Below are 19,184 nucleotides of genomic sequence, written 5' to 3'. Positions count from 1 at the left end.
GACCGGCCCGGTTGCGTCACCCTGGAGGTATGACCCCGACCGATGCGATCGAGCGAGGTACCAGCGAGACGCGCGACGGCACGCACCTCCTGAGATTCACCCTGCGGCTGCCCCATCCCGTTCCCCGGGTGTGGGCAGCCGTTGCCGGTTCCGGAGGGCTGCGCAGCTGGCTCGCCGCCGCCGACCCCTTCGAGCCGCGCGTCGGCGGCGCGATCACCCTGCGCCGGCTGAACAGCGGCCTGGACGGGACGGTCACCGACGCCGCGGGCACCGTCACCGCCTGGGACGTCGAGCGGGTCGCCGAGTACACCGTCGGGGTGCCGCCCGGCCGTGTCCGCTTCCATCTGGAGCCGCCACGCGGCGATCACGTCGTCCTCCGCTTCACCCACGAGTTCCGCGGTGACGACGACCTGCGCCTGGACCGGCTCGCGGCCTGGCACGAGCACTTCGAGCACCTCGTCGCCGCGCTCGGCGGACACCCCGCCGACCTGTCCCGGTGGACCCCGGCGAGACGGCGGGAGCTGCACGCGCTCTACGTGGCGGTGGACGGCGCGGCAGCGCCCACCTAGCTAGCGCCCCGACGGCGGCAGGCAGCGCCGGTCCGGCGCCCGGCCCTCCGGCCAGGCGATCGCCACGAACCGCTGCACGCCCTGGTCCGTCAGCTCCACCACCGGAACCGCCTTGTTGTACGGGTTGCCGTGGTTGTCCAGGCAGATCCAGCCGCTCGCCCCCGCGACCTTCAGCGAGGACTTCACCTGCGGCCACTGGCCGCCCACATCGGTCTTGGTCGGCAGCCGCTTGCCGTCCGGGGTCGCCTGCCGGATGCCGTGCACGGCCGTCGCCATCGCGTCGTACGCGATGATCACCTGGCCGTCCGTCATGGTGTCCCGGCCCGTCGGACCGATCGGGCCGGCCGGCTTCTTGGAAACCTGGGCCAGCAGCCGCTGGAAGTCCCGGAAGTCTTCCGGGGAACCGCCCGTCGTCGGCACCTTCCTGTCCTTCCCGTCCAGCCAGGCGTCCGGATGGGCCAGCGAGGCGTAGCGGACGGTGACCTTCCGGCTGAGCGCGCTCCGGTCCAGCTTCTCGTCCCCACCGAGGTACGAGCCCTCGTCGCCGGTGAGCACCGTGAACGCCCGGTTCTGGCAGCCGCGCCGCCCCAGCTCGTTGATGAACTGCCGCAACTGCGTGTGCCGCCCGGCGAAGAACACCGTCTCCGCGTCCGTGTCGCAGAGCAGGTGCGTGATCTGCTTGAACGTGTTGGACGTGGTGCCCTCGTCCGTCGCGTCCGGGGGCGAGGTGAACAGCTGCGCCTCGTACTTGGTGCCCTTCACCAGCGCGGTGAACGCCGCCTTCAGCGTGTCCGTGTAGTGGTCGCCGGTACGCGTGTCCTCGACCAGCAGCGCCTTGTCGGCCTCCACCTTGCCGAACTGTGCCAGCGCCCGCGCCTCGTCCCGGTTGGTGGGCGAGACCCGCGCCAGCCCCGGGAACGGGTCCCCGCCGGGCCCGTTGGCGATGTCGTCGGCCGTGATCGTGGTGCCGACGACGGCGATCCGCGCCTTCGTCAGCGCCTGGACCGCGAGCTTCACCTCGGAGCTGCTGGTGGCGACCCCGGACACCGCGCGCAGATGGTCGGGCGCGTCCGTCATGGTCTTCAGCCGCTCGACCGTCGGCTTCCAGAACAGGTTGTTCTTACCGGTGTTGGCGAGCACCAGCCGGATCTTCGGCACCTGGGAGTTCGACAGACGGTTGGCCCGGTACTGCTCGGCGAACGCACCCTGCAGCTCCCGCTGCATCTTCCGTCCCATGGACCCGTCGGTCGAGGTCAGGGGCAGCAGCAGGGCGACCGTCGCGTACTCGCCCGCCTTCAGGCTCCGGTTCTCCCGGCCGATCGCCGAGGCGACCTCCGTCAGCTGCTTCATCCCGAAGTCGTAACCCGAACCGGAGACACCCACGCACTCGTCGCTGCCCTGCGGACGTTCCACACCCGGCACGCAGCTCCGGTCCTCCGGCGTGGTCGCCCGGTCGATGCCGTACCAGCCGGTGCCCGTCACCAGCGCCGCCACGACGACCGTCGTGACGATCCTCTGCCGGGTCGTGTACCAGACGCGATAACGCAGCGGATTACGCATCCGAGCCACCGTCCCCCTGTCGGTTCCGTCGGTCCGGCGCCCCGTCCTGCGGGACCCCCGGCGGCATGGACAGCGATCGCCACGCCCTGATGTCCCGCGGCCAGTGCGTCGCCGCGTCCCACAGCACCGCGTTGCCCGTGAGGTGCCTGCCGGACAGCTGCCGCAGCTCGTGCGCCATCTTGTCGGTCACCTCGTCGTCCGGCAGGGCCAGCGGATCGGACAGCAGCCACACCGCGTGCAGCAGCCGGCGCATCCGCAGCTGGAGCTCCGCGGCCTCCTCGTCGAGCCCGGCAAGACCGGTCCGTTCCTCGGGCAGCGGCCCTCCGGCCACGTCCTGGCCCAGCGCGACCGCCCGCCGCGGGTCGGGACCGCGCGCCGCACGCTCACGCGGATACGGCGCCGAGGCGATCAGCCGCAGTTCGCCCAGCCAGCCCGGCACGTCGGGTCGCGGGAAACGCACCCGCAGATGCGTCACGCACGCCGCCTCCCGGCCCAGCACCAGCTCCTCGTGCAGCCGGTGCGGGGCGCTCGCGACGTTCCCCGTCTGGTAGACCTCGCGCAGCGACTCGTGCACCGCGCGCCACACCGCGTACCGGGGATGGTCGTCGTCCTGGAACCGCAGCCGGTGCAGCAGCAGCGAGCGCAGCAACGGGTCGCCGACGAAGTACTCGGGACCGACCCGCCAGTCCTCCGCGCGCAGCACGTCCCGTACCCGCAGGGCCACGTCGCCGTCCAGGGACTCGCCCCGCAGCCGGAGCCCGGCCAGCAGCCTGGCCGACTCCTCGCCGTGCGCGGCGGCCAGCACACTCAGGACCTCCAGGCGCTGCCCCGGCAGCAGCCGCTCCAGCAGCTCGTCCGCCAGCCGCACCGGCTGCCGGTCCTCACGCACCTGCACCGTGCAGTCCAGCAGCGCGCCCGGCACCAGAGAACCGGGCCGCTCCGCCTCGCCCGCCGCCTGGGCGAACAGCGCGATCCCCAGCGGCCGGCCCCCCGTCAGCCGGTGCACCCCGCGCGCCAGGCCGGCCGGTGTACGGGCCCCCGGGTCGTGGCGCTCGAACGCGGCCTGGGCGTGCGCGGCGCTCAGCGGGGTGAGCCCCACCGCGAGGATGCCGGAGGTCACCTCCGTGCCGCGGGTCCAGTGCGAGGCGTGCGCCACCTCCGGCAGCCGGTGGTGGACGGCGTGCCGCAGCCCCTCGTGGTCGCTGGAGCGGGAGGCGGCGAAGAAGACGATCTGGTCGCGGCGGCCCGACGCCCGTGCCCGCAGCACCGGCTCGACCAGCTGCCGGCCCAGCGCGTTGTGGGCGTTGTCCAGCAGGATCACGGGACGGCCCCGGCGCATGCCCAGCGCCGTGCCCCGGTAGGCCCGGTAGAGGTCCTCGACCAGCGCCCCGACCAGATGGTCCTCGGCCCGCCTGCGCAGATCCCCGCCCCGCTCGAAGTCGACCGCGAGCTGCCGCAGCCCGATCCGGCCGTCGCCCCCGGCGTGCGGATAGGCGCCGTACCAGTCGACGGTGCGGCGCTGGAAGCGGCTGAACGTCTCTTCCAGCACCGACTCCACGGTCGCCTCGGCGATCAGCCCGGCCAGCGGCGCGACCGCGTCGAACGCCGTAGCCGCCAGCTTCGTCAGCACCTTGGTGACCCAGCCCTGCGCCGCACCCGGCCTGGAGTCCACGGTCGCGAGCACCGGCCCGAGGGACTGGAGATCGCGCTGGGCCTGCGTCTCGTCCTCACGGCTCCAGGCGATGGACGCGACCGCCACCAGACCCAGGCTGAGTCGGGGGAACTGCACCGGCTTCGCCGCCCGCACCCTCGGCGTCAGCTGGACGGCCAGCGCGGGCAGCGCCCCGGTCACCGGCGTCCAGCCCGGCCCGGGATCCTCCGGCGGCGCGACCGCCTCGCAGTCGACCAGCGCGACCGGGGTGATCTCCCGGTACACATGGCGCAGTTGCTTGAGCGTCGCGGTCTTGCCCATGCCGCGGCCACCGGTCAGCACGACCACCGGCGGATCGTCGCGGTGCTCGTACGGCGTCTTGGCCGAGCCGTACGGAGTGAGACCTGTCAGACGTGCCGCCAGGCCGTCGTTGCCGAAAATCGCCTCGCGTCCGTACAGCTCTCTGTCCACCGCACCCCCAGTGCCGACACCCCGTACGACCTGTCACAGCGTCAACATCAGGATATCGGGAGGGTGTTGGGGGCAGGTGTAGATTTTCGAACGATTGAGCCCGATCGTGACCGGCCGGGTCTCAGCCCTTCGGCGGCGTCGGGTCCTCCGGGCTTCCGCCCTCCGCGTCACGGCGCTTCAGCTCTTCCTCGCGGCGGCGCAGGTCCGCCTCCCAGTCCTTGAGGACGGACTCGTCCTTCTCGTTCTCGTCCTTGAGCGACTTGAGGAAGTCGGGATTGTCGTCGGGCGCCACCCACGTGTGGCGGTGGTTGCGGTGCCACTCGGAGGGCGTACGGCCGCCGTCGGGCGCCACGCGCATCTTGCCCGCGGCGAACCACACGATCGGGCCCACGATCCAGAACAGCAGAATGATGAAGACCCAGGCCAGCTTCGGAAGGTGCTTGGCCTCGTCCTCCGGGGTGTTCAGACAGTCGATGAACGCGTAGATCGTCAGTGCCAGCGGCAGAAGATAGATCAAGGCCCTGAGCATGGTGGAAGGGTCCCCCGAGAAGAGGTGAGGGGGCGCGGTGTCCCGCCCCGGTGACGGGGCCAGGGTAGCGGGTGGCCGATACTGGGACGCATGGCTTACGACGATCTTCGCTCCCTGCTCCGGGCTCTGGAGCGCGAGGGCGATCTCAAGCGCATCAAGGCCGAGGTCGACCCGCATCTGGAGGTCGGCGAGATCGTCGACCGGGTGAACAAGGCGGGCGGACCCGCGTTGCTCTTCGAGAACGTCAAGGGGGCGACCATGCCCCTGGCGATGAACGTCTTCGGGACGGACCGGCGGCTCCTCAAGGCACTCGGGTTGAAGTCGTACGCCGAGATCAGCGACAAGATCGGCGGGCTCCTCAAGCCGGAGCTGCCGCACGGTTTCGTCGGGGTCCGTGAGGCGTTCGGGAAGCTCGGCTCGATGGTGCACGTGCCGCCGAAGAAGGTGAAGTCCGAGCACGCTCCCGTCCAGGAGGTCGTCCTCACCGGCGACGACGTGGACCTGGAGCAGCTGCCGGCACTCTTCACCTGGCCGAAGGACGGCGGCTCCTTCTTCAACCTGGGGCTCACCCACACCAAGCACCCCGAGACCGGCATCCGGAATCTGGGGCTCTACCGCCTCCAGCGCCACGACAAGCGCACCATCGGCATGCACTGGCAGATCCACAAGGACAGCCGCAACCACTACCAGGTCGCCGCGAAGCGCGGTGAGCGGCTGCCGGTCGCGATCGCCTTCGGGGCACCGCCCGCCGTGACGTACGCCTCCACCGCGCCGCTGCCGGGTGACATCGACGAGTACCTCTTCGCGGGCTTCATCCAGGGCAAGCGGATCGAGATGGTCGACTGCAAGACGGTGCCGCTCCAGGTGCCGGCGCAGGCCGAGGTCGTCATCGAGGGCTGGCTGGAGCCGGGGGAGATGCTGCCGGAGGGGCCGTTCGGCGACCACACCGGCTTCTACACGCCGCAGGAACCATTCCCCGCGCTGACGATCGACTGCGTGACCATGCGGAAGCGTCCGCTGATCCAGTCGATCGTGGTGGGCCGGCCGCCGACCGAGGACGGTCCGCTGGGGCGGGCCACGGAGCGCTTCTTCCTGCCGCTCCTGAAGATCATCGTGCCGGACATCGTGGACTACCACCTGCCCGAGGCGGGCGGCTTCCACAACTGCGCGATCGTCTCGATCGACAAGAAGTACCCGAAGCACGCCCAGAAGGTCATGAGTGCCATCTGGGGCGCGCACATGATGTCGCTGACCAAGCTGATCGTGGTGGTGGACTCCGACTGCGACGTCCACGACCTCCACGAAGTGGCGTGGCGGGCGCTCGGGAACACCGACTACGCACGCGACCTGACCGTCGCCGAGGGGCCCGTCGACCATCTCGACCACGCCTCCTACCAGCAGTTCTGGGGTGGCAAGGCGGGGATCGACGCGACGAGGAAGTGGCCCGAGGAGGGCTACACCCGGGACGGCGGCTGGCCCGACATGGTCGAGTCCGACCCGGAGACGGCGGCGAAGGTCGACCGCCGCTGGAAGGAGTACGGCCTGTGAGCGCCTCAGCCGCCGCGCTGCCCACGCCCGGCAGGACCAAGGCGTTCCTCCGTCTGGTCATGATCGAGCACTCGGTCTTCGCGCTGCCCTTCGCCTACATCGCCGCGCTGACCGCGATGTTCCAGACGGACGAGAACATCCACTGGGGCACGCTGCTGCTCGTCACGCTCGCGATGGTCGGGCTGCGGACGTTCGCGATGGCCGCCAACCGGATCATCGACCGGGAGATCGACGCCCGTAACCCCCGGACCGCGAGCCGTGAACTGGTCACCGGCGCGGTCTCCGTGAGGTCGGCGTGGACCGGGGCGCTCGTCGCCCTCGTCGTCTTCCTCGGTGCGGCGGCCCTGCTGAACCCGCTCTGTCTGGCGCTGGCGCCGCTGGCCGTCGTGCCGATGGTCGTCTATCCGTACGGCAAGCGGTTCACGAACTTCCCGCACGCCATCCTGGGGCTCGCGCAGGCCATGGGGCCGATCGGCGCCTGGCTCGCGGTGACGGGCAGCTGGTCGTGGGACGCGGTGATCCTGGGGCTGGCCGTCGGGATCTGGATCGGCGGCTTCGATCTGATCTTCGCCTGCCAGGACGTGCAGGCCGACCGCGCCCACGGGGTGCTCTCGTTCCCCGCGCGCTTCGGGATTCCGGCGGCGCTGTGGGGCGCGCGGGTCTGTCACGTGGTGACGACCGGGATGCTGGTCTGGTTCGGTCTCGCGATCGGGGCGGAACTGCTCTACTGGATCGGCATGGTGATCGTCGCCGTGGCCTTCGTGTACGAGCACCGGGTGGTGCGTCCGCACGACCTGTCCCGGCTCAACAGGGCGTTCTTCTCGGTGAACGGCTTCATCGGCATGGCGCTGTTCGCCTGCGCGCTGCTGGATCTGCTGGTGCGTGGCCTCACGCCGTGACGGCGGTGGCGGTGCGGCGGGGTCTGCGGAAGGCGAAGGCCGCCACGACCCCGCCGATCAGGCCGAAGAGGTGTCCCTGCCAGCTGATGCCCGAGTCGGTGGGCAGGACGCCCCAGAGGATCGAGCCGTAGACCGCGGCGATGATCACGCCCACCACGATGTCGAGGGGGCGCCGGTCCACGAAGCCGCGGACCAGCAGATAGCCGAAGAGGCCGAAGACCACGCCGGACGCGCCGAGCGTGACGGTGTGGGACGGGGCGGTGAGCCAGACGCCCAGGCCGCCGATCAGGACGACCGTGAGGACGACGGCGGCGAACCTGCGCAGCCCGGCGAGCGCCGCGATGAAGCCCAGGACCAGCAGCGGGACGCTGTTGGACGCGACGTGGTCCCAGCCGCTGTGCAGGAAGGCGGACGGCACGATGTCGAGCAGTTCGGAGGGCTCGCGGGGGCTGATTCCGTAGGTGTCCAGCGCATGGCCCGTCGCCGTGTCGATGCCTTCCAGCACCCACAGCAGGGCGACCCAGCCCAGCATCACCGCGCCGGCCGTCATGGCCCGGGCACCGGTGGTCGTGGTCGTGGCGGAGTTACGGATGCCGGTCATGGCTCCCCCTGTCCCGGGCCTGCACAGTCCTGCCCCTCATCTGTCGGAACGTCCCGAGGCCCTGACTCGGTTCCTGGTGCGGGGTGCCGGATAGGCTCACAGGTGTGAAACCCGGGACTTCGATGAGTCAACAGCAGCGGCGGCCTTGGATTGTCGGGGTGTCCGGCGCGTCAGGGACCCCGTTCGCCGCCGCGGTCCTGCGAGGGCTGCTGGCCGCCGGGGAGAGTGTGGACCTGGTGGTGAGCCGTGCCTCGCGGCTGACACTGCTGGACGAGACCGGGATCGCCTTCCGCGACGCTCACTGGCGCGAGGATCTGCGCGGCTGGCTGGCGCGGGGCGCGGACGGGAAGCCGGACACCTTCGCGGTGGGCGGGAGCGATCTCGACGACGTACGGCACTGGGCGGCCGGCGATCTGGCCGCCGGGCCGTCCTCGGGGTCGTACCCGGCGAAGGGGATGCTGATCGTTCCGGCGTCGACGGCCTGTGTGGCCGGGGTGGCGCTGGGGTTGTCGAAGGATCTGCTCCAGCGGGCCGCGAGCGTGACGCTCAAGGAGCGGCGGAAGCTGGTCGTGACGGTGCGCGAGACGCCGCTCAGCGGTCAGACGCTGAAGGCTCTGGTGGCGCTGGACGAGGCGGGCGCCGTGGTGCTGCCCGCCTCTCCGGCGTTCTACGCGGGCGCGACGCACATCCAGGATCTGGTGGATTTCGTCGCGGGGCGGGTGCTGGACGCGGCAGGGGTGCCGCATCAGCTCTACCGCCGCTGGGAGGGAGAGCTCGGTGGCTCCCGCTCCTGATGCTGCTCGCGAGGGGTGCGGGTCAGCGCTTCTTGGGTGCGCGCGGGGTCCGGGCCTTGTCGATCCGGTGCGCGGCGGCGGGCTGGTGGGCACGCGAGCGGTTGGCCAGGTCCTGCAGCTCGCGCATCCGGGCGTAGGCCATCTCGATCGTGTACACGGTGAAGTTCACTCCTGAAGATTCGAAAGCATTTCTTGGATGTTCTGAAAGATTTGCAGGGCTCGAAGCCTGCATGCCTTAGATTCTATACGTAAACTCGCGGTACTGCTGAACAATGGAAGGTTTCAGTCATATGGACGCGGTGGACAGGCAGCTCATCCAGGCCCTCAGGGAGAACGGCAGGGCCTCGTACGCCGAGCTGGGACGGCTCGTCGGGCTCTCCGGGCCCAGCGTCACCGACCGCATCAATCGGCTGGAAACCGCCGGTGTCATCACCGGCTACCGCGCCACCGTCGACTCGGCCTCGCTCGGACTGGGCGTCACCGCCCTGATCGGCATCTCCCTCTCCGACGCCGCCGACCACGAGGACGTGGCGCACCGGCTGAAGGACCTGGCGGAGATCGAGGACTGCTGGTTCATCGCGGGCGACGACTCGTACATGCTCAAGGTCCGCGTCGGTGACGTGGACGGCCTGGAGAAGACGATCCGCAGGCTGAGCGGCACGAAGGGCGTCTCCCGCACCCGTACGACGATCGTGTTGTCCACGAAGTGGGAGAACCGGGTCGGGGACCTGCCCGACGAGGGCTAGGCGTACGGTGGTCGGAGTCTGTTACACGGAGATATGGGAGGCGCCCTAGTGGACGCGGGACTCAAGCGCGAGCTGGAGGAGAAGGTCCGGGCCGGCGAGCGGCTGACCCGCGAGGACGGGATCGCCCTCTACGAGTCCGACGACCTGGCGTGGCTCGGCGGACTGGCCCATGAGGTGCGCACGCGCAAGAACGGCGACGTCGTGCACTTCAACGTCAACCGTCACCTGAACATGACCAACGTGTGCACCGCGTCCTGCGCGTACTGCTCGTTCCAGCGCAAGCCGGGCGAGAAGGACGCGTACACGATGCGCATCGAGGAGGCCGTCCGCCTCGCCAAGGCGATGGAGAACGAGAACCTCACCGAGCTGCACATCGTCAACGGGCTGCACCCCACCCTCCCGTGGCGCTACTACCCGCGTTCGCTGAGCGCGCTGAAGGAAGCCCTGCCGAACGTGGGGCTCAAGGCGTTCACGGCGACGGAGATCCACCACTTCGAGACGATCTCGGGGCTCACCGCCTCCGAGATCCTCGACGAGCTGATCGAGGCCGGTCTGGAGTCGCTGACCGGTGGCGGCGCGGAGATCTTCGACTGGGAGGTCCGCCAGCACATCGTCGACCACGACACCCACTGGGAGGACTGGTCGCGCATCCACCGTCTCGCGCACGAGAAGGGGCTCAAGACCCCGGCGACGATGCTGTACGGGCACATCGAGGAGCCCCGTCACCGCGTCGACCACGTGCTGCGGCTGCGGGAGATGCAGGACGAGACCGGCGGTTTCCAGGTCTTCATCCCGCTGCGCTACCAGCACGACTTCGTGGACATGAAGGACGGCAAGGTCCGCAACAAGCTCCAGGCGCGGACGACGATGGCGACGGGCGCCGAGGCGCTGAAGACCTTCGCGGTCTCGCGACTCCTGTTCGACAACGTGCCGCACGTGAAGGTGTTCTGGGTGATGCACGGCGTGCAGACCGCCCAGCTCGCCCTTCAGCACGGTGCCGACGACATGGACGGCTCGGTCGTCGAGTACAAGATCACGCACGACGCGGACAACTACGGCACGCCGAACAAGCTCGGCCGTGACGATCTGCTGGACCTGATCCGTGACGCGGGCTTCCGGCCCGTGGAGCGGAACACCCGGTACGAGATCCTGCGGGAGTACCCGGGTCCGGACGCCGGGCGGCGTGAGTCGCCGCAGCCGATGCGCGTCTGACGTCCGGCGCACCGTTCCGTACGAGAGCCCCGGTCCCCGACCGGGGCTTTCTCGCGTGTCGGACACTTGTTGAGGGTGCTTGATGTAATAGCTAACATCGCATTATGGCGCTTACATTCGAGCTGGACCCCGCCTTCGACCGGCCCCTGCACGACGGCATCACCGCACTCTGGGCCGATGTCACCGACGCGGGCGGCGCCGTCGGCTTCGTACCGCCCGCGAACCCCGACGAGATCCGGCCCGAGCTGCTCAAGCACCTCGCGGCGATCGCCGAGGGCCGGACCCGGCTGCTCGTCGGCTACGACGCGGACGGGAGCGTCGCCGCCACCGCCTTCCTGGCCCGCACCACCCACCGGCTGATGACCCACTGGGTCCTGCTGCACACCGTGATGATCCATCCCCGCCTCCAGGGCAGGGGCCTCGGCCGGGAGCTCATGGCCGCGGCTGCCGACGCCGCCCGCGCGACCGACGGCATCGAGGCCATCCGGCTCACCTGCCGGGGCGGCACCGGAGCCGACCGCTTCTACGCCTCCTGCGGCTACCGGGAGGTGGGCCGCGTCCCCGGTGCGATCCGGGTGGCCCCGGGCGACGACCGCGACGACATCACCATGCTGCTCCCGCTCTACCCGGCGCCGTGCGCGGCCGGCCCGGGAGCCCCCTGAACCGAGTGAATTCGGGTCATGCTTCACTGGTTGAGCAGGATTGCGACGTGTCGTACGTAGAGAGAGGGTCAGCCGTGTCCGCTGCCAGGCCGAACGCAACGATCCGCTACACCGCGTTGCGTCTGTTGATCTTCGTGGGCTGTTTCTTCGTCTCCGGTGTGGCGGTCCACTTCGGGCTCCTGCCGTCCGGCCTCGCCGGCTCCAACTTCATCTGGGTCATCCTGCTCGGCCTGCTGCTCTCGGCGCCGCTCAGCTACGTGCTGCTGCGCAAGCAGCGCGACGAGATGTCCGAGCAGCTCGTCTCCAGGGTCGACCGGACCAAGGCGCGCCTGGAGTCCAACCGGACCCGCGAGGACGCCGTCCAGTAGGGCCGCAGCCGGTAAGCGGAGCGTAAGCTTCCTCACACTCGCGCCCCCGGGCGCCCGAAACCCCAGGCCGGAGCCACCGCTCCAGCACTGGGGTTTCGCCGTTTTCCGGCCTCTCCGAGGAGTGGCGGCATGTCGTCTTGCCAAAGAAGACCTTTGAGGATCTCAAAGTTCAAGTGTTAACGTGTTCGACATGAAGACAGCTGTGCGCCTCCACCATGCCGCGAGCATTCCGCTCGTGGCGCGCCTGCATGTCGATCTCTGCCGCTGTATGTCCGCGGTCTGTTGCCGCAACGTCTGAACCGGCACCATGCAGCGGCGCCGCCCCTGTCGCGGGCGCCGCACCCCCGTCCCCGTTCCACCGCACGACCGTGCGTCTGTCCTCGTGCGTTCCGCTGCGTCCCCACAGGAGTGTGTCCGTGTCCGCGAACTCCGCGTCCACCACCACCGAGACCGGAAAGCCCTCCGGCTCCGGTAGCGGTTTCCGTATACCGAAGGTCCCGTTCTGGGCCCAGATCGTCACCGGTCTGGTCCTCGGTGTCCTCCTCGGCTGGCTCGCCCGCAGCCAGGACATCGACTGGCTCTACACCACGCTCGACCAGGTCGGCCACATCTTCGTCCAGCTGCTCAAGCTGGCCGTGGCACCCCTCGTCTTCTTCGCGATCCTGGTGTCGATCACCAACCTGCGCAAGGTCAACAACGCCGCCAGGCTCGCCACCCGCACGCTGCTCTGGTTCATGATCACCTCGCTGATCGCCGTGGCCATCGGCCTCGCGATCGGCCTGATCACCAACCCGGGCTCCGGCACCGGCCTCACCCCGAAGGACGGCGCCAAGCCGGAGAGCGCGGGCTCCTGGCTGGACTTCCTGACGGGCATCATCCCCACGGACGTCATCACGCCGTTCACCGAGCTGAACGTGCTGCAGATCGTCTTCATGGCCGCCGTCGCCGGTATCGCCGCGCTCCAGCTCGGTGAGAAGGCCAAGCCGATCCTCACCCTCAGCGAGTCGATCCTGGAGCTCCTCCAGAAGGCCCTGTGGTGGGTCATCCGCCTCGCCCCGCTCGGCACCGTCGGCCTCATCGGCTACGCGATCGCCGACTACGGCTGGGACCTGATCGGCAAGTACGCGACGTTCACCGCCGACGTCTACATCGGTTGCGCCCTGGTGATGTTCGGCGTCTACCCGCTGCTGCTCGCGACGGTCGCCAAGGTCAGCCCGATCCAGTTCTTCAAGGGCGCCTGGCCCGCGATCCAGCTGGCCTTCGTCTCCCGCTCCTCGGTCGGCACGATGCCCGTCACCCAGAAGGTCACCGAGCGTCTCGGTGTCCCGAAGGAGTACGCGTCCTTCGCGGTGCCGTTCGGCGCCACCACGAAGATGGACGGCTGCGCCGCGATCTACCCGGCGCTGGCGGCGATCTTCATCGCGCAGATCTTCGACGTGCAGCTGGGTGTCGGTGACTACATCCTGATCGCGTTCGTCTCGGTCATCGGTTCGGCGGCCACCGCCGGTCTCACCGGTGCGACGGTCATGCTGACGCTGACCCTGTCGACGCTGGGCCTCCCGCTGGAGGGCGTCGGCCTGCTGCTGGCGATCGACCCGATCCTGGACATGATGCGTACCGCCACGAACGTGGCAGGACAGGCGCTGGTCCCGGTGATCGTGGCCTCCCGCGAGAAGATCCTCGACCACGAGAAGTACGACTCGGCTTCGTCGTCCCCGGTCGACGAGATCGAGGAGCTCGAGGACGGTCTCGTCGACGTCGACCGCAAGGACGCCGTTCCGGTCCCCGCCTAGGCATGACGACGCACGAGTGCCCCGGATCAGCCGATCCGGGGCACTCGTGCGTTCCCGGTGCGGACACTCCTAGGGAGTCACGAACCTGACCTCCGGATGGGCCGGTACCGGACCGTCCAGGAGCGGCTGGTGGATGCCGCGCAGGTGCAGGTCGAAGTAGGCCGTGACGTAGTCCCGGGTGATCCGGGTCGCACGGTCCCCGGAGATCGGGGTCTCGGGGTCCTCGACACCCAGTTGCTCGGCGAGCGCGGGGACGTCGGTGAACGAGAAGTGGCCTGCGCCGTCGACCGTCAGCCAGCGCTTCCAGCCGTCCAGGGATGCCCAGCCGCCGTCCCAGGTGTCGTCCCCGCCGGGGCTGTGGTCGACGGTCGATCCGAGCATCAGGAACGGCCGGCCGCCGAGCCCCGAGGAGGGGACCGGGTCGGCGAAGGTTCCGTCCATGTTGACGCCGGCGTCCACGCGCGAGTCGGTGGCCATCGTCGACGCGGCGGCGTTCCCGCCGATGGAATGGCCTGCGACGCCGATCCGGTGCCGGTCGATCAGGCCGGTGTGACGCCAGGCCGGGTGGCGCCCGGTCAGCCGGTCGAGGACGAACGAGAGATCCGCGGCCCGGCCCTCGGACACCCGCTTCATGCCTTCCCGCCCGGTCCCCTGGAGGCGCTCGCAGGCGACGCAGGTGAGCAGCCGCCCGCCGGGGAAGGCGGTGCCGGTCGACTCGTAGGCGTGGTCGACGGTCGCCACGACGTATCCGCGGCTCGCCAGCTCCTCGGCGAGGCCGGTGAGGGTCGTGCGCGGAGTGTTGAAGCCGGGGGAGAGCACCACCAGCGGGAACCGGCCCCCTGCGGGGCGGGCATCGGTGCGGGAGTAGGTGCGGGTGGAGGCGACCGTGGCAGGGGGGAAGGCGTCCTCCAGGCCCTTGGCCTCCATCAGCCGCCGGGCTTCGTCCACGGTCATGTACGGCGCGGTTCCGCCGCCCGTGCCCGGGCGCGCGGGGTAGTTGAGCGACACCATCACCTGCCGTGCACCCGCTTCGGGGACCCAGGGGTCGCGGCGGCTCGTGTCGGTCAGGTGCAGGGTGTCGCGGCCGGTCGCGTACGGGCCGGTCGGGCGGGGCAGCTCCAGTGACGGGGTGGAGACGGGTGGGCCGGTCGGAGCGGCGACGGCCTGGCCGGCCGAGGTGGCGCCGGGTGCCGATAAGGCGGTGGCGGCGGTGGCGGAGGTCGCGAGGAGCATGGTCACGGCGAGCGCCGTGACTGCTGCTCGGCTGCGGTGACTGATCATGCGTTCAACGCTAGGAGGGCGGCCGTGGCACCACATCAGTCACCGGGCGGAGCGTGTGTCAGCCCGTGGGCGGAGTGCTGTGGCCGGTTCCCCCTAGGGTTCGCCCGTGGTGCCGGGGGCCGCTTTCGGCCAGGGGGGCGGGACTGTGCGTACGGCGGGTGCGGGGCCCGCGACATACTCTTGCCGAGGAGTGGCTCAGCCGGGGGTGGGAGGATTATGTCGTGGGTGTGGTGAAGAGCAAACGGATGCCGCGTGCCGTGCGCGAGCAGCAGATGATGGATGCCGCGGTGCAGACCTTCGGGCAGCTCGGATACCGGGCCGCGTCGATGGACGGGATCGCGGAGCTGGCCGGTGTGTCCAAGCCGCTGGTCTATCTGTACCTGAACTCCAAGGAGGAACTCTTCACCGCCTGTATCCGCCGTGAGGCAAAGGCGCTGGTGGAGGCGGTGCAGGCCGCGGTGGAGCCGGGGCTGCCCGCCGACCGCCAACTGTGGGCCGGGCTGCGGGCGTTCTTCACGCACACCGCCGAGAACCCGGACGGCTGGGCGGTCCTGCACCGCCAGGCGCGGACGCACGGGGAACCGTTCGCCACCGAGGTCGTCGTGATGCGGGACGAGATCGTTGCGTTCGTGACGGGTCTGATCGGGGCCGCGGCGCGCGAGGCGCACCACGATCCCGCGCTGCCCGACCGGGATGTGGCGGGGCTCGCGCAGGCGCTCGTGGGGGCCGCGGAGGCGCTGGCCGGGTGGGCGAACGACACCCCGGGGGTCTCGGCGAAGGAGGCCGCGGCCACCCTGATGAACTTCTCCTGGGCGGGCCTGGAGAACCTGATGCACGGCCGTCCCTGGCAGCCTCAGCCGTAGCGTTGGGCGTCCTGGGCCGTCGTCCCGGTGAGGTGGACGCGGCCGGTGGACCCGCGCAGCTCGAAGGCGGTGCCGGTACGCGTGCGGTCCGCCGCGTACGTCACGGTCGACGGCAGCAGGACGGGGGCCCTGAAGTCCGCCCGTACGTGCTGGATCCGGCCCGGTTCCTCGGCCTCGGCAAGGCAGCGGGCGACGGTCCACATGCCGTGCGCGATGGCCCGCGGGAACCCGAACAGCCGGGCGGTGAACGGGTACAGGTGGATCGGATTGCGGTCGCCCGACACGGCGCCGTACCGCCGCCCGAGGTCCGCAGGCAGCTGCCACTCGGCCACGGCGGGCAGTGCGGGCGGGGCGGCGGGCGCGGACGCGGGGGTCTCCGTACGGTGCGCCGTCGCGTGGCGGGACAGATAGCCGCTCCGCGACTCCCACACCAGCTCGCCCGCGAGCCGCGCTTCCGTCACCATCGTGACCTCGGTGCCCCGGCGGTGGGGGGCCAGCCCCTGTGCGTACACCGTGAGTTCGAGTGCGTCGGCCGGGAGCGGGGCCCGGTGGCGGGTGATCTCGATCCAGGTGTGGACGAGTCCGACGACGGGCAGCGGGAAGCTCCGGCCCGTCATCAGCCGCATGGCCGGGCCGAAGCCCAGGACGTGGGGGTACGTGAGGGGCAGCGCGCCCGACTCGGAGAAGCCGCAGATCCTGCTGTACGCGGCGAGGTGACCGGGCGCCACGGGTGCGGGCGGGAGGGTGATCCGGGCGGCGGGCAGTTCGGCGCCGGGGCGTCCGGCCCGCTTGAAGGGGGAGGTGACGGCCCCGCGTACCAGGGAAGCGATCGGGCTCGGCATCCGCGTCACGCCCCCAGCAGGCTCTGGCCGCAGACCCGCAGGACCTGGCCGTTGACGGCGCTGGACGCGGGCTGTGCGAACCAGGCCGTCGCCTCGGCCACGTCGACCGGGAGTCCGCCCTGGGAGAGGGAGTTCATACGGCGGCCGGCCTCCCGGATGAGGAAGGGCACGGCGGCGGTCATCTTCGTCTCGATGAATCCGGGGGCGACCGCGTTGACCGTGACGCCGTGGTCGGCGGCGGCGCGCGGGGCCAGCGAGCGGACCAGGCCGATGATGCCCGCCTTGCTCGTGGCGTAGTTGGTCTGGCCGTTGTTGCCCGCGATCCCGGCGATGGACGCGGTGGCGACGATCCGGCCGCCGCGGTTGACCGTGCCCGCCTTGAGCAGGGCGTCGGTGGTGCGCAGCACGCTGTCGAGGTTGACCTCGACGACGGAGGCCCAGCGCTCGGCGGGCATGTTGGCGAGCCGCCGGTCGCGGGTGATGCCCGCGTTGTGGACCAGGATGTCCAGACCGTCCGGGGCGGCTGCCGCGATGCGGTCGGCGGCGTCGGGCGCGGTGATGTCCAGGGGCAGTGCGGTGGCGCCCAACCGGTCCGCGGTGCGCACGAGTTCGTCCCTCGACTGCGGGATGTCCAGGCAGATCACCTGGGCGCCGTCGCGGGCCAGTACGGAGGCGACCGAGGCGCCGATGCCGCGTGCGGCTCCGGTGACCAGGGCGGTGCGGCCGGTGAGGGGCGCGGCCCAGTCGGGGACCGGGTCGGGGGTGGCGGCGGTGAGTTCGACGACCTGGCCGCTGACGTACGCGGACTTGGGGGAGAGGAGGAAGCGGAGGGTGGACTCGGCCGAGGCGACGCCCTCGGCCCCGGGAGCGATCCGGAGCAGTTGGACGGTGGCGCCCCTGCCGGTTTCCTTGGCCAGGGAGCGCACGAACCCTTCCAGTCCCTGCTGGGCCGCCGCCTGGTGGTGGTCGTCGGCGGAGGGCCGGGTGCCGAGGACGACGACCCGGCCGCCCTGGGCGAGGGAGCGTATGACGGGGTGGAGCGCCGCGTGCACCTCGCCGAGCCCGGCGGCGGTGGTGACGGACGTCGCGTCCACGACGATGCCGACGGGGCGTTCGGCGCTGCCGGTCACCTTCAGGCCGGTTCCGGCGAGGACGGTGCCGAGCGCGTCCGTGACCGTCGACGGACCCGCGGTGAGGTGCAGGACCGGGCCGTCGAGGGAAGGGGTCTCCAGGGACCACCGGCGCAGGGGCGCGGGCTGCGGCAGGCCGAGCCTGCGGGTCAGGAAACGGCCGGGTGCTGTGCCGGTGAGGTGCAGATAGCGGTCGGCCATTGTCCAGACTCCTGCTCAGTCGTAGATTTACTCTCAAGTAAGGTTACTCAGGAGTCAGGAGTAGGTCGAGATGAGCTGCCCGAGATCGATCGAGACGAGCTGGTCGCCGTGATCCCCCTCGCCCTCCCGCAGCCGCGCAGGGTGGCGGTCATCGGCGGCAGCCGCATTCCCTTTGCCCGCTCCGACGGCCCGTACGCGCAGGAGTCCAACCAGACGATGCTCACCGCCGCGCTCGGCGGACTGGTCGAGCGGTTCGGCCTGGAGGGGCAGCAGGTCGGCGAGTTCGTCGCGGGCGCCGTCCTCAAGCACAGCCGGGACTTCAACCTGGCCCGGGAGACCGTCCTGGGCTCGGCCCTCGATCCGCGTACCCCCGCCTACGACATCCAGCAGGCGTGCGGCACCGGCCTCCAGGCGGTCGTCGCCGCCGCCAACAAGATCGCGCTGGGTGCCGTCGACTCGGCGATCGCGGGCGGCTCCGACACCACGAGCGACGCGCCCCTCGGCGTCAACGACGAGCTGCGCGGACTCCTGCTCGCGGCCCGCCGCGCGAAGTCGACGCGCGCCAGGATCGCGGCACTTGCGGGGGTGCGCCCCCGCCACCTCGTCCCGGACATCCCGCGCAACGCCGAACCGCGCACCGGTCTCTCGATGGGCGAGCACGCGGCGGTCACCGCCCGGCAATGGGACGTCGGCCGCGAGGAGCAGGACCTCCTGGCGGCCACCAGCCACCAGCGGCTCGCCGCCGCGTACGAACGGGGATTCCTGGACGACCTCGTCGTCCCCCATCGCGGCCTGGCCCGCGACGAGAACCTGCGCCCCGGTTCCACGGTGGAGAAACTCGCCACGCTGAAGCCGGTGTTCGGCACCGGTCAGCCCGGCGCGACGATGACGGCCGGCAACTCGACGCCCCTCACCGACGGGGCCGCCACGGTCCTGCTGGCGAGCGAGGAGTGGGCGGAGCGGCGCGGCCTCGAACCACTGGCCTACCTCTCCCTCTACGAGACGGCGGCCGTCGACTACGTGAACGGCGAGGACGGGCTGCTGATGGCGCCCGCGTACGCCGTGCCCCGTCTGCTGGAACGCGCGGGTCTCACCATCGAGGACTTCGACCTGTTCGAGGTCCACGAGGCGTTCGCCTCCCAGGTGCTCGCCACGCTCGCGGCCTGGGAGAAGCAGGGCCTGGCACCCGTCGACCGGGAGAAGCTCAACGTGGCGGGCTCCTCGCTCGCGACCGGGCACCCGTTCGCCGCGACGGGGGCCCGGATCGTCGCCACCCTCGCCGCACTCCTCGCGGAACGGGACGCGCCCGGCCGCGGCCTGATCTCGATCTGCGCCGCGGGCGGCCAGGGAGTCACCGCGATCCTGGAGCGCCCCTGACAGCCGCCCCGACCCGGTCGGCCGGTGCACGCAGGCCGGTCCGCCACGACCGAGCCGGCCCGGCGCTCCAGGACAACTCCGAGCCCG

Annotated in this window: 19 protein-coding genes; 11 read left to right on the top strand and 8 right to left on the bottom strand. The window is 70.8% G+C overall.

Going from position 1 to position 19,184, the window contains the following annotated elements:
• Positions 1 to 29 precede the first annotated feature (29 nt).
• Positions 30 to 569 carry an SRPBCC domain-containing protein gene (locus OG230_RS15380; RefSeq protein WP_328910781.1) on the top strand — a complete coding sequence of 180 codons (540 nt, stop codon included), beginning with the start codon at positions 30 to 32 and terminating at the stop codon, positions 567 to 569.
• Here the strand turns inward: OG230_RS15380 and OG230_RS15375 are convergent, their stop codons facing one another.
• The 3 genes from OG230_RS15375 to OG230_RS15365 form a co-directional block, all read right to left on the bottom strand.
• Positions 570 to 2,129: a hypothetical protein gene (locus OG230_RS15375; RefSeq protein ID WP_328910780.1), complete on the bottom strand. Its 1,560-nt coding sequence runs from the start codon at positions 2,127 to 2,129 to the stop codon at positions 570 to 572. It abuts the gene before it with no gap.
• Complete coding sequence (locus tag OG230_RS15370) at positions 2,122 to 4,251, bottom strand: hypothetical protein (protein WP_328910779.1); 2,130 nt, start codon at positions 4,249 to 4,251, stop codon at positions 2,122 to 2,124. Before OG230_RS15370 ends, OG230_RS15375 begins: the two co-directional genes overlap by 8 nt.
• A gap of 121 nt (positions 4,252 to 4,372) precedes the next feature.
• Positions 4,373 to 4,780: a PLD nuclease N-terminal domain-containing protein gene (locus OG230_RS15365; RefSeq protein WP_328910778.1), complete on the bottom strand. Its 408-nt coding sequence runs from the start codon at positions 4,778 to 4,780 to the stop codon at positions 4,373 to 4,375.
• Between the two features lie 90 nt (positions 4,781 to 4,870).
• Between OG230_RS15365 and OG230_RS15360 the strand changes: the two genes are divergently transcribed.
• Together OG230_RS15360 and mqnP are read left to right on the top strand one after the other, a co-directional pair.
• Complete coding sequence (locus tag OG230_RS15360) at positions 4,871 to 6,328, top strand: menaquinone biosynthesis decarboxylase (protein WP_328910777.1); 1,458 nt, start codon at positions 4,871 to 4,873, stop codon at positions 6,326 to 6,328.
• Positions 6,325 to 7,227 carry a menaquinone biosynthesis prenyltransferase MqnP gene (gene mqnP, locus OG230_RS15355; RefSeq protein ID WP_328910776.1) on the top strand — a complete coding sequence of 301 codons (903 nt, stop codon included), beginning with the start codon at positions 6,325 to 6,327 and terminating at the stop codon, positions 7,225 to 7,227. Before OG230_RS15360 ends, mqnP begins: the two co-directional genes overlap by 4 nt.
• On the opposite strand, the gene OG230_RS15350 is transcribed toward mqnP, so the two are convergent.
• Positions 7,217 to 7,828: a rhomboid family intramembrane serine protease gene (locus tag OG230_RS15350; protein ID WP_328910775.1), complete on the bottom strand. Its 612-nt coding sequence runs from the start codon at positions 7,826 to 7,828 to the stop codon at positions 7,217 to 7,219. The two genes, mqnP and OG230_RS15350, sit on opposite strands and share 11 nt — an antisense overlap.
• Before the next feature lie 122 nt (positions 7,829 to 7,950).
• On the opposite strand from OG230_RS15350, the gene OG230_RS15345 reads away from it, so the two are divergent.
• Positions 7,951 to 8,622, top strand: a complete 672-nt coding sequence (locus OG230_RS15345) for a UbiX family flavin prenyltransferase (RefSeq protein WP_328911410.1) — start codon at positions 7,951 to 7,953, stop codon at positions 8,620 to 8,622.
• A 22-nt stretch (positions 8,623 to 8,644) separates the two neighbouring features.
• Here the strand turns inward: OG230_RS15345 and OG230_RS15340 are convergent, their stop codons facing one another.
• A complete protein-coding gene (locus OG230_RS15340; protein ID WP_328910774.1) occupies positions 8,645 to 8,791 on the bottom strand; it encodes a hypothetical protein in 147 nt (48 codons plus the stop codon).
• A 121-nt stretch (positions 8,792 to 8,912) separates the two neighbouring features.
• Here OG230_RS15340 and OG230_RS15335 point away from each other — a divergent pair, with 121 nt between their 5' ends.
• From OG230_RS15335 to OG230_RS15315, 5 genes are all read left to right on the top strand, one after another.
• Entirely contained in the window at positions 8,913 to 9,368 is a 456-nt protein-coding gene (locus tag OG230_RS15335; protein ID WP_328910773.1) for an Lrp/AsnC family transcriptional regulator, read from the top strand.
• A 48-nt stretch (positions 9,369 to 9,416) separates the two neighbouring features.
• Positions 9,417 to 10,580: an aminofutalosine synthase MqnE gene (gene mqnE, locus OG230_RS15330; protein ID WP_328910772.1), complete on the top strand. Its 1,164-nt coding sequence runs from the start codon at positions 9,417 to 9,419 to the stop codon at positions 10,578 to 10,580.
• A gap of 104 nt (positions 10,581 to 10,684) precedes the next feature.
• Positions 10,685 to 11,242, top strand: coding sequence for a GNAT family N-acetyltransferase (locus OG230_RS15325; RefSeq protein ID WP_328910771.1), 558 nt, complete (start codon positions 10,685 to 10,687; stop codon positions 11,240 to 11,242).
• Positions 11,243 to 11,316: 74 nt separating this feature from the next.
• On the top strand, positions 11,317 to 11,610 hold the full coding sequence (locus OG230_RS15320) for a DUF4229 domain-containing protein (protein WP_328910770.1): 294 nt from the start codon (positions 11,317 to 11,319) through the stop codon (positions 11,608 to 11,610).
• A 416-nt stretch (positions 11,611 to 12,026) separates the two neighbouring features.
• Positions 12,027 to 13,403, top strand: coding sequence for a dicarboxylate/amino acid:cation symporter (locus OG230_RS15315; protein ID WP_328910769.1), 1,377 nt, complete (start codon positions 12,027 to 12,029; stop codon positions 13,401 to 13,403).
• A gap of 69 nt (positions 13,404 to 13,472) precedes the next feature.
• Here OG230_RS15315 and OG230_RS15310 read toward each other — a convergent pair whose 3' ends face one another.
• The gene (locus OG230_RS15310; protein WP_328910768.1) at positions 13,473 to 14,684 is read right to left on the bottom strand and encodes an alpha/beta hydrolase family protein; all 1,212 of its coding nucleotides are present in this window, start codon (positions 14,682 to 14,684) and stop codon (positions 13,473 to 13,475) included.
• Between the two features lie 245 nt (positions 14,685 to 14,929).
• Between OG230_RS15310 and OG230_RS15305 the strand changes: the two genes are divergently transcribed.
• Positions 14,930 to 15,547: a TetR/AcrR family transcriptional regulator gene (locus tag OG230_RS15305; RefSeq protein WP_328911409.1), complete on the top strand. Its 618-nt coding sequence runs from the start codon at positions 14,930 to 14,932 to the stop codon at positions 15,545 to 15,547.
• Here OG230_RS15305 and OG230_RS15300 read toward each other — a convergent pair.
• Positions 15,538 to 16,389, bottom strand: a complete 852-nt coding sequence (locus OG230_RS15300) for a MaoC/PaaZ C-terminal domain-containing protein (RefSeq protein WP_328910767.1) — start codon at positions 16,387 to 16,389, stop codon at positions 15,538 to 15,540. The genes OG230_RS15305 and OG230_RS15300 overlap by 10 nt on opposite strands.
• Before the next feature lie 5 nt (positions 16,390 to 16,394).
• The gene (locus OG230_RS15295; RefSeq protein ID WP_328910766.1) at positions 16,395 to 17,720 is read right to left on the bottom strand and encodes a 3-oxoacyl-ACP reductase; all 1,326 of its coding nucleotides are present in this window, start codon (positions 17,718 to 17,720) and stop codon (positions 16,395 to 16,397) included.
• Positions 17,721 to 17,819: 99 nt separating this feature from the next.
• On the opposite strand from OG230_RS15295, the gene OG230_RS15290 reads away from it, so the two are divergent.
• Positions 17,820 to 19,097 carry an acetyl-CoA C-acetyltransferase gene (locus OG230_RS15290; protein WP_328911408.1) on the top strand — a complete coding sequence of 426 codons (1,278 nt, stop codon included), beginning with the start codon at positions 17,820 to 17,822 and terminating at the stop codon, positions 19,095 to 19,097.
• Positions 19,098 to 19,184: the final 87 nt, after the last annotated feature.

This window comes from Streptomyces sp. NBC_00234, from assembly GCF_036195325.1.
GTDB lineage: Bacteria > Actinomycetota > Actinomycetes > Streptomycetales > Streptomycetaceae > Streptomyces.
Note: the sequence above shows the minus strand (reverse complement) of the source record. Positions and strands in the feature narration are given on the sequence as shown.

Excerpts from the sequence above, each read along its gene's own strand:
- OG230_RS15380 (WP_328910781.1), top strand. The coding sequence starts at position 30 with ATGACCCCGACCGATGCGATCGAGCGAGGTACCAGCGAGACGCGCGAC.
- OG230_RS15375 (WP_328910780.1), bottom strand. The coding sequence starts at position 2,129 with ATGCGTAATCCGCTGCGTTATCGCGTCTGGTACACGACCCGGCAGAGG.
- OG230_RS15365 (WP_328910778.1), bottom strand. The coding sequence starts at position 4,780 with ATGCTCAGGGCCTTGATCTATCTTCTGCCGCTGGCACTGACGATCTAC.
- OG230_RS15360 (WP_328910777.1), top strand. The coding sequence starts at position 4,871 with ATGGCTTACGACGATCTTCGCTCCCTGCTCCGGGCTCTGGAGCGCGAG.
- OG230_RS15350 (WP_328910775.1), bottom strand. The coding sequence starts at position 7,828 with ATGACCGGCATCCGTAACTCCGCCACGACCACGACCACCGGTGCCCGG.
- OG230_RS15345 (WP_328911410.1), top strand. The coding sequence starts at position 7,951 with ATGAGTCAACAGCAGCGGCGGCCTTGGATTGTCGGGGTGTCCGGCGCG.
- OG230_RS15335 (WP_328910773.1), top strand. The coding sequence starts at position 8,913 with ATGGACGCGGTGGACAGGCAGCTCATCCAGGCCCTCAGGGAGAACGGC.
- OG230_RS15325 (WP_328910771.1), top strand. The coding sequence starts at position 10,685 with ATGGCGCTTACATTCGAGCTGGACCCCGCCTTCGACCGGCCCCTGCAC.
- OG230_RS15310 (WP_328910768.1), bottom strand. The coding sequence starts at position 14,684 with ATGATCAGTCACCGCAGCCGAGCAGCAGTCACGGCGCTCGCCGTGACC.
- OG230_RS15305 (WP_328911409.1), top strand. The coding sequence starts at position 14,930 with ATGCCGCGTGCCGTGCGCGAGCAGCAGATGATGGATGCCGCGGTGCAG.
- OG230_RS15300 (WP_328910767.1), bottom strand. The coding sequence starts at position 16,389 with ATGCCGAGCCCGATCGCTTCCCTGGTACGCGGGGCCGTCACCTCCCCC.
- OG230_RS15295 (WP_328910766.1), bottom strand. The coding sequence starts at position 17,720 with ATGGCCGACCGCTATCTGCACCTCACCGGCACAGCACCCGGCCGTTTC.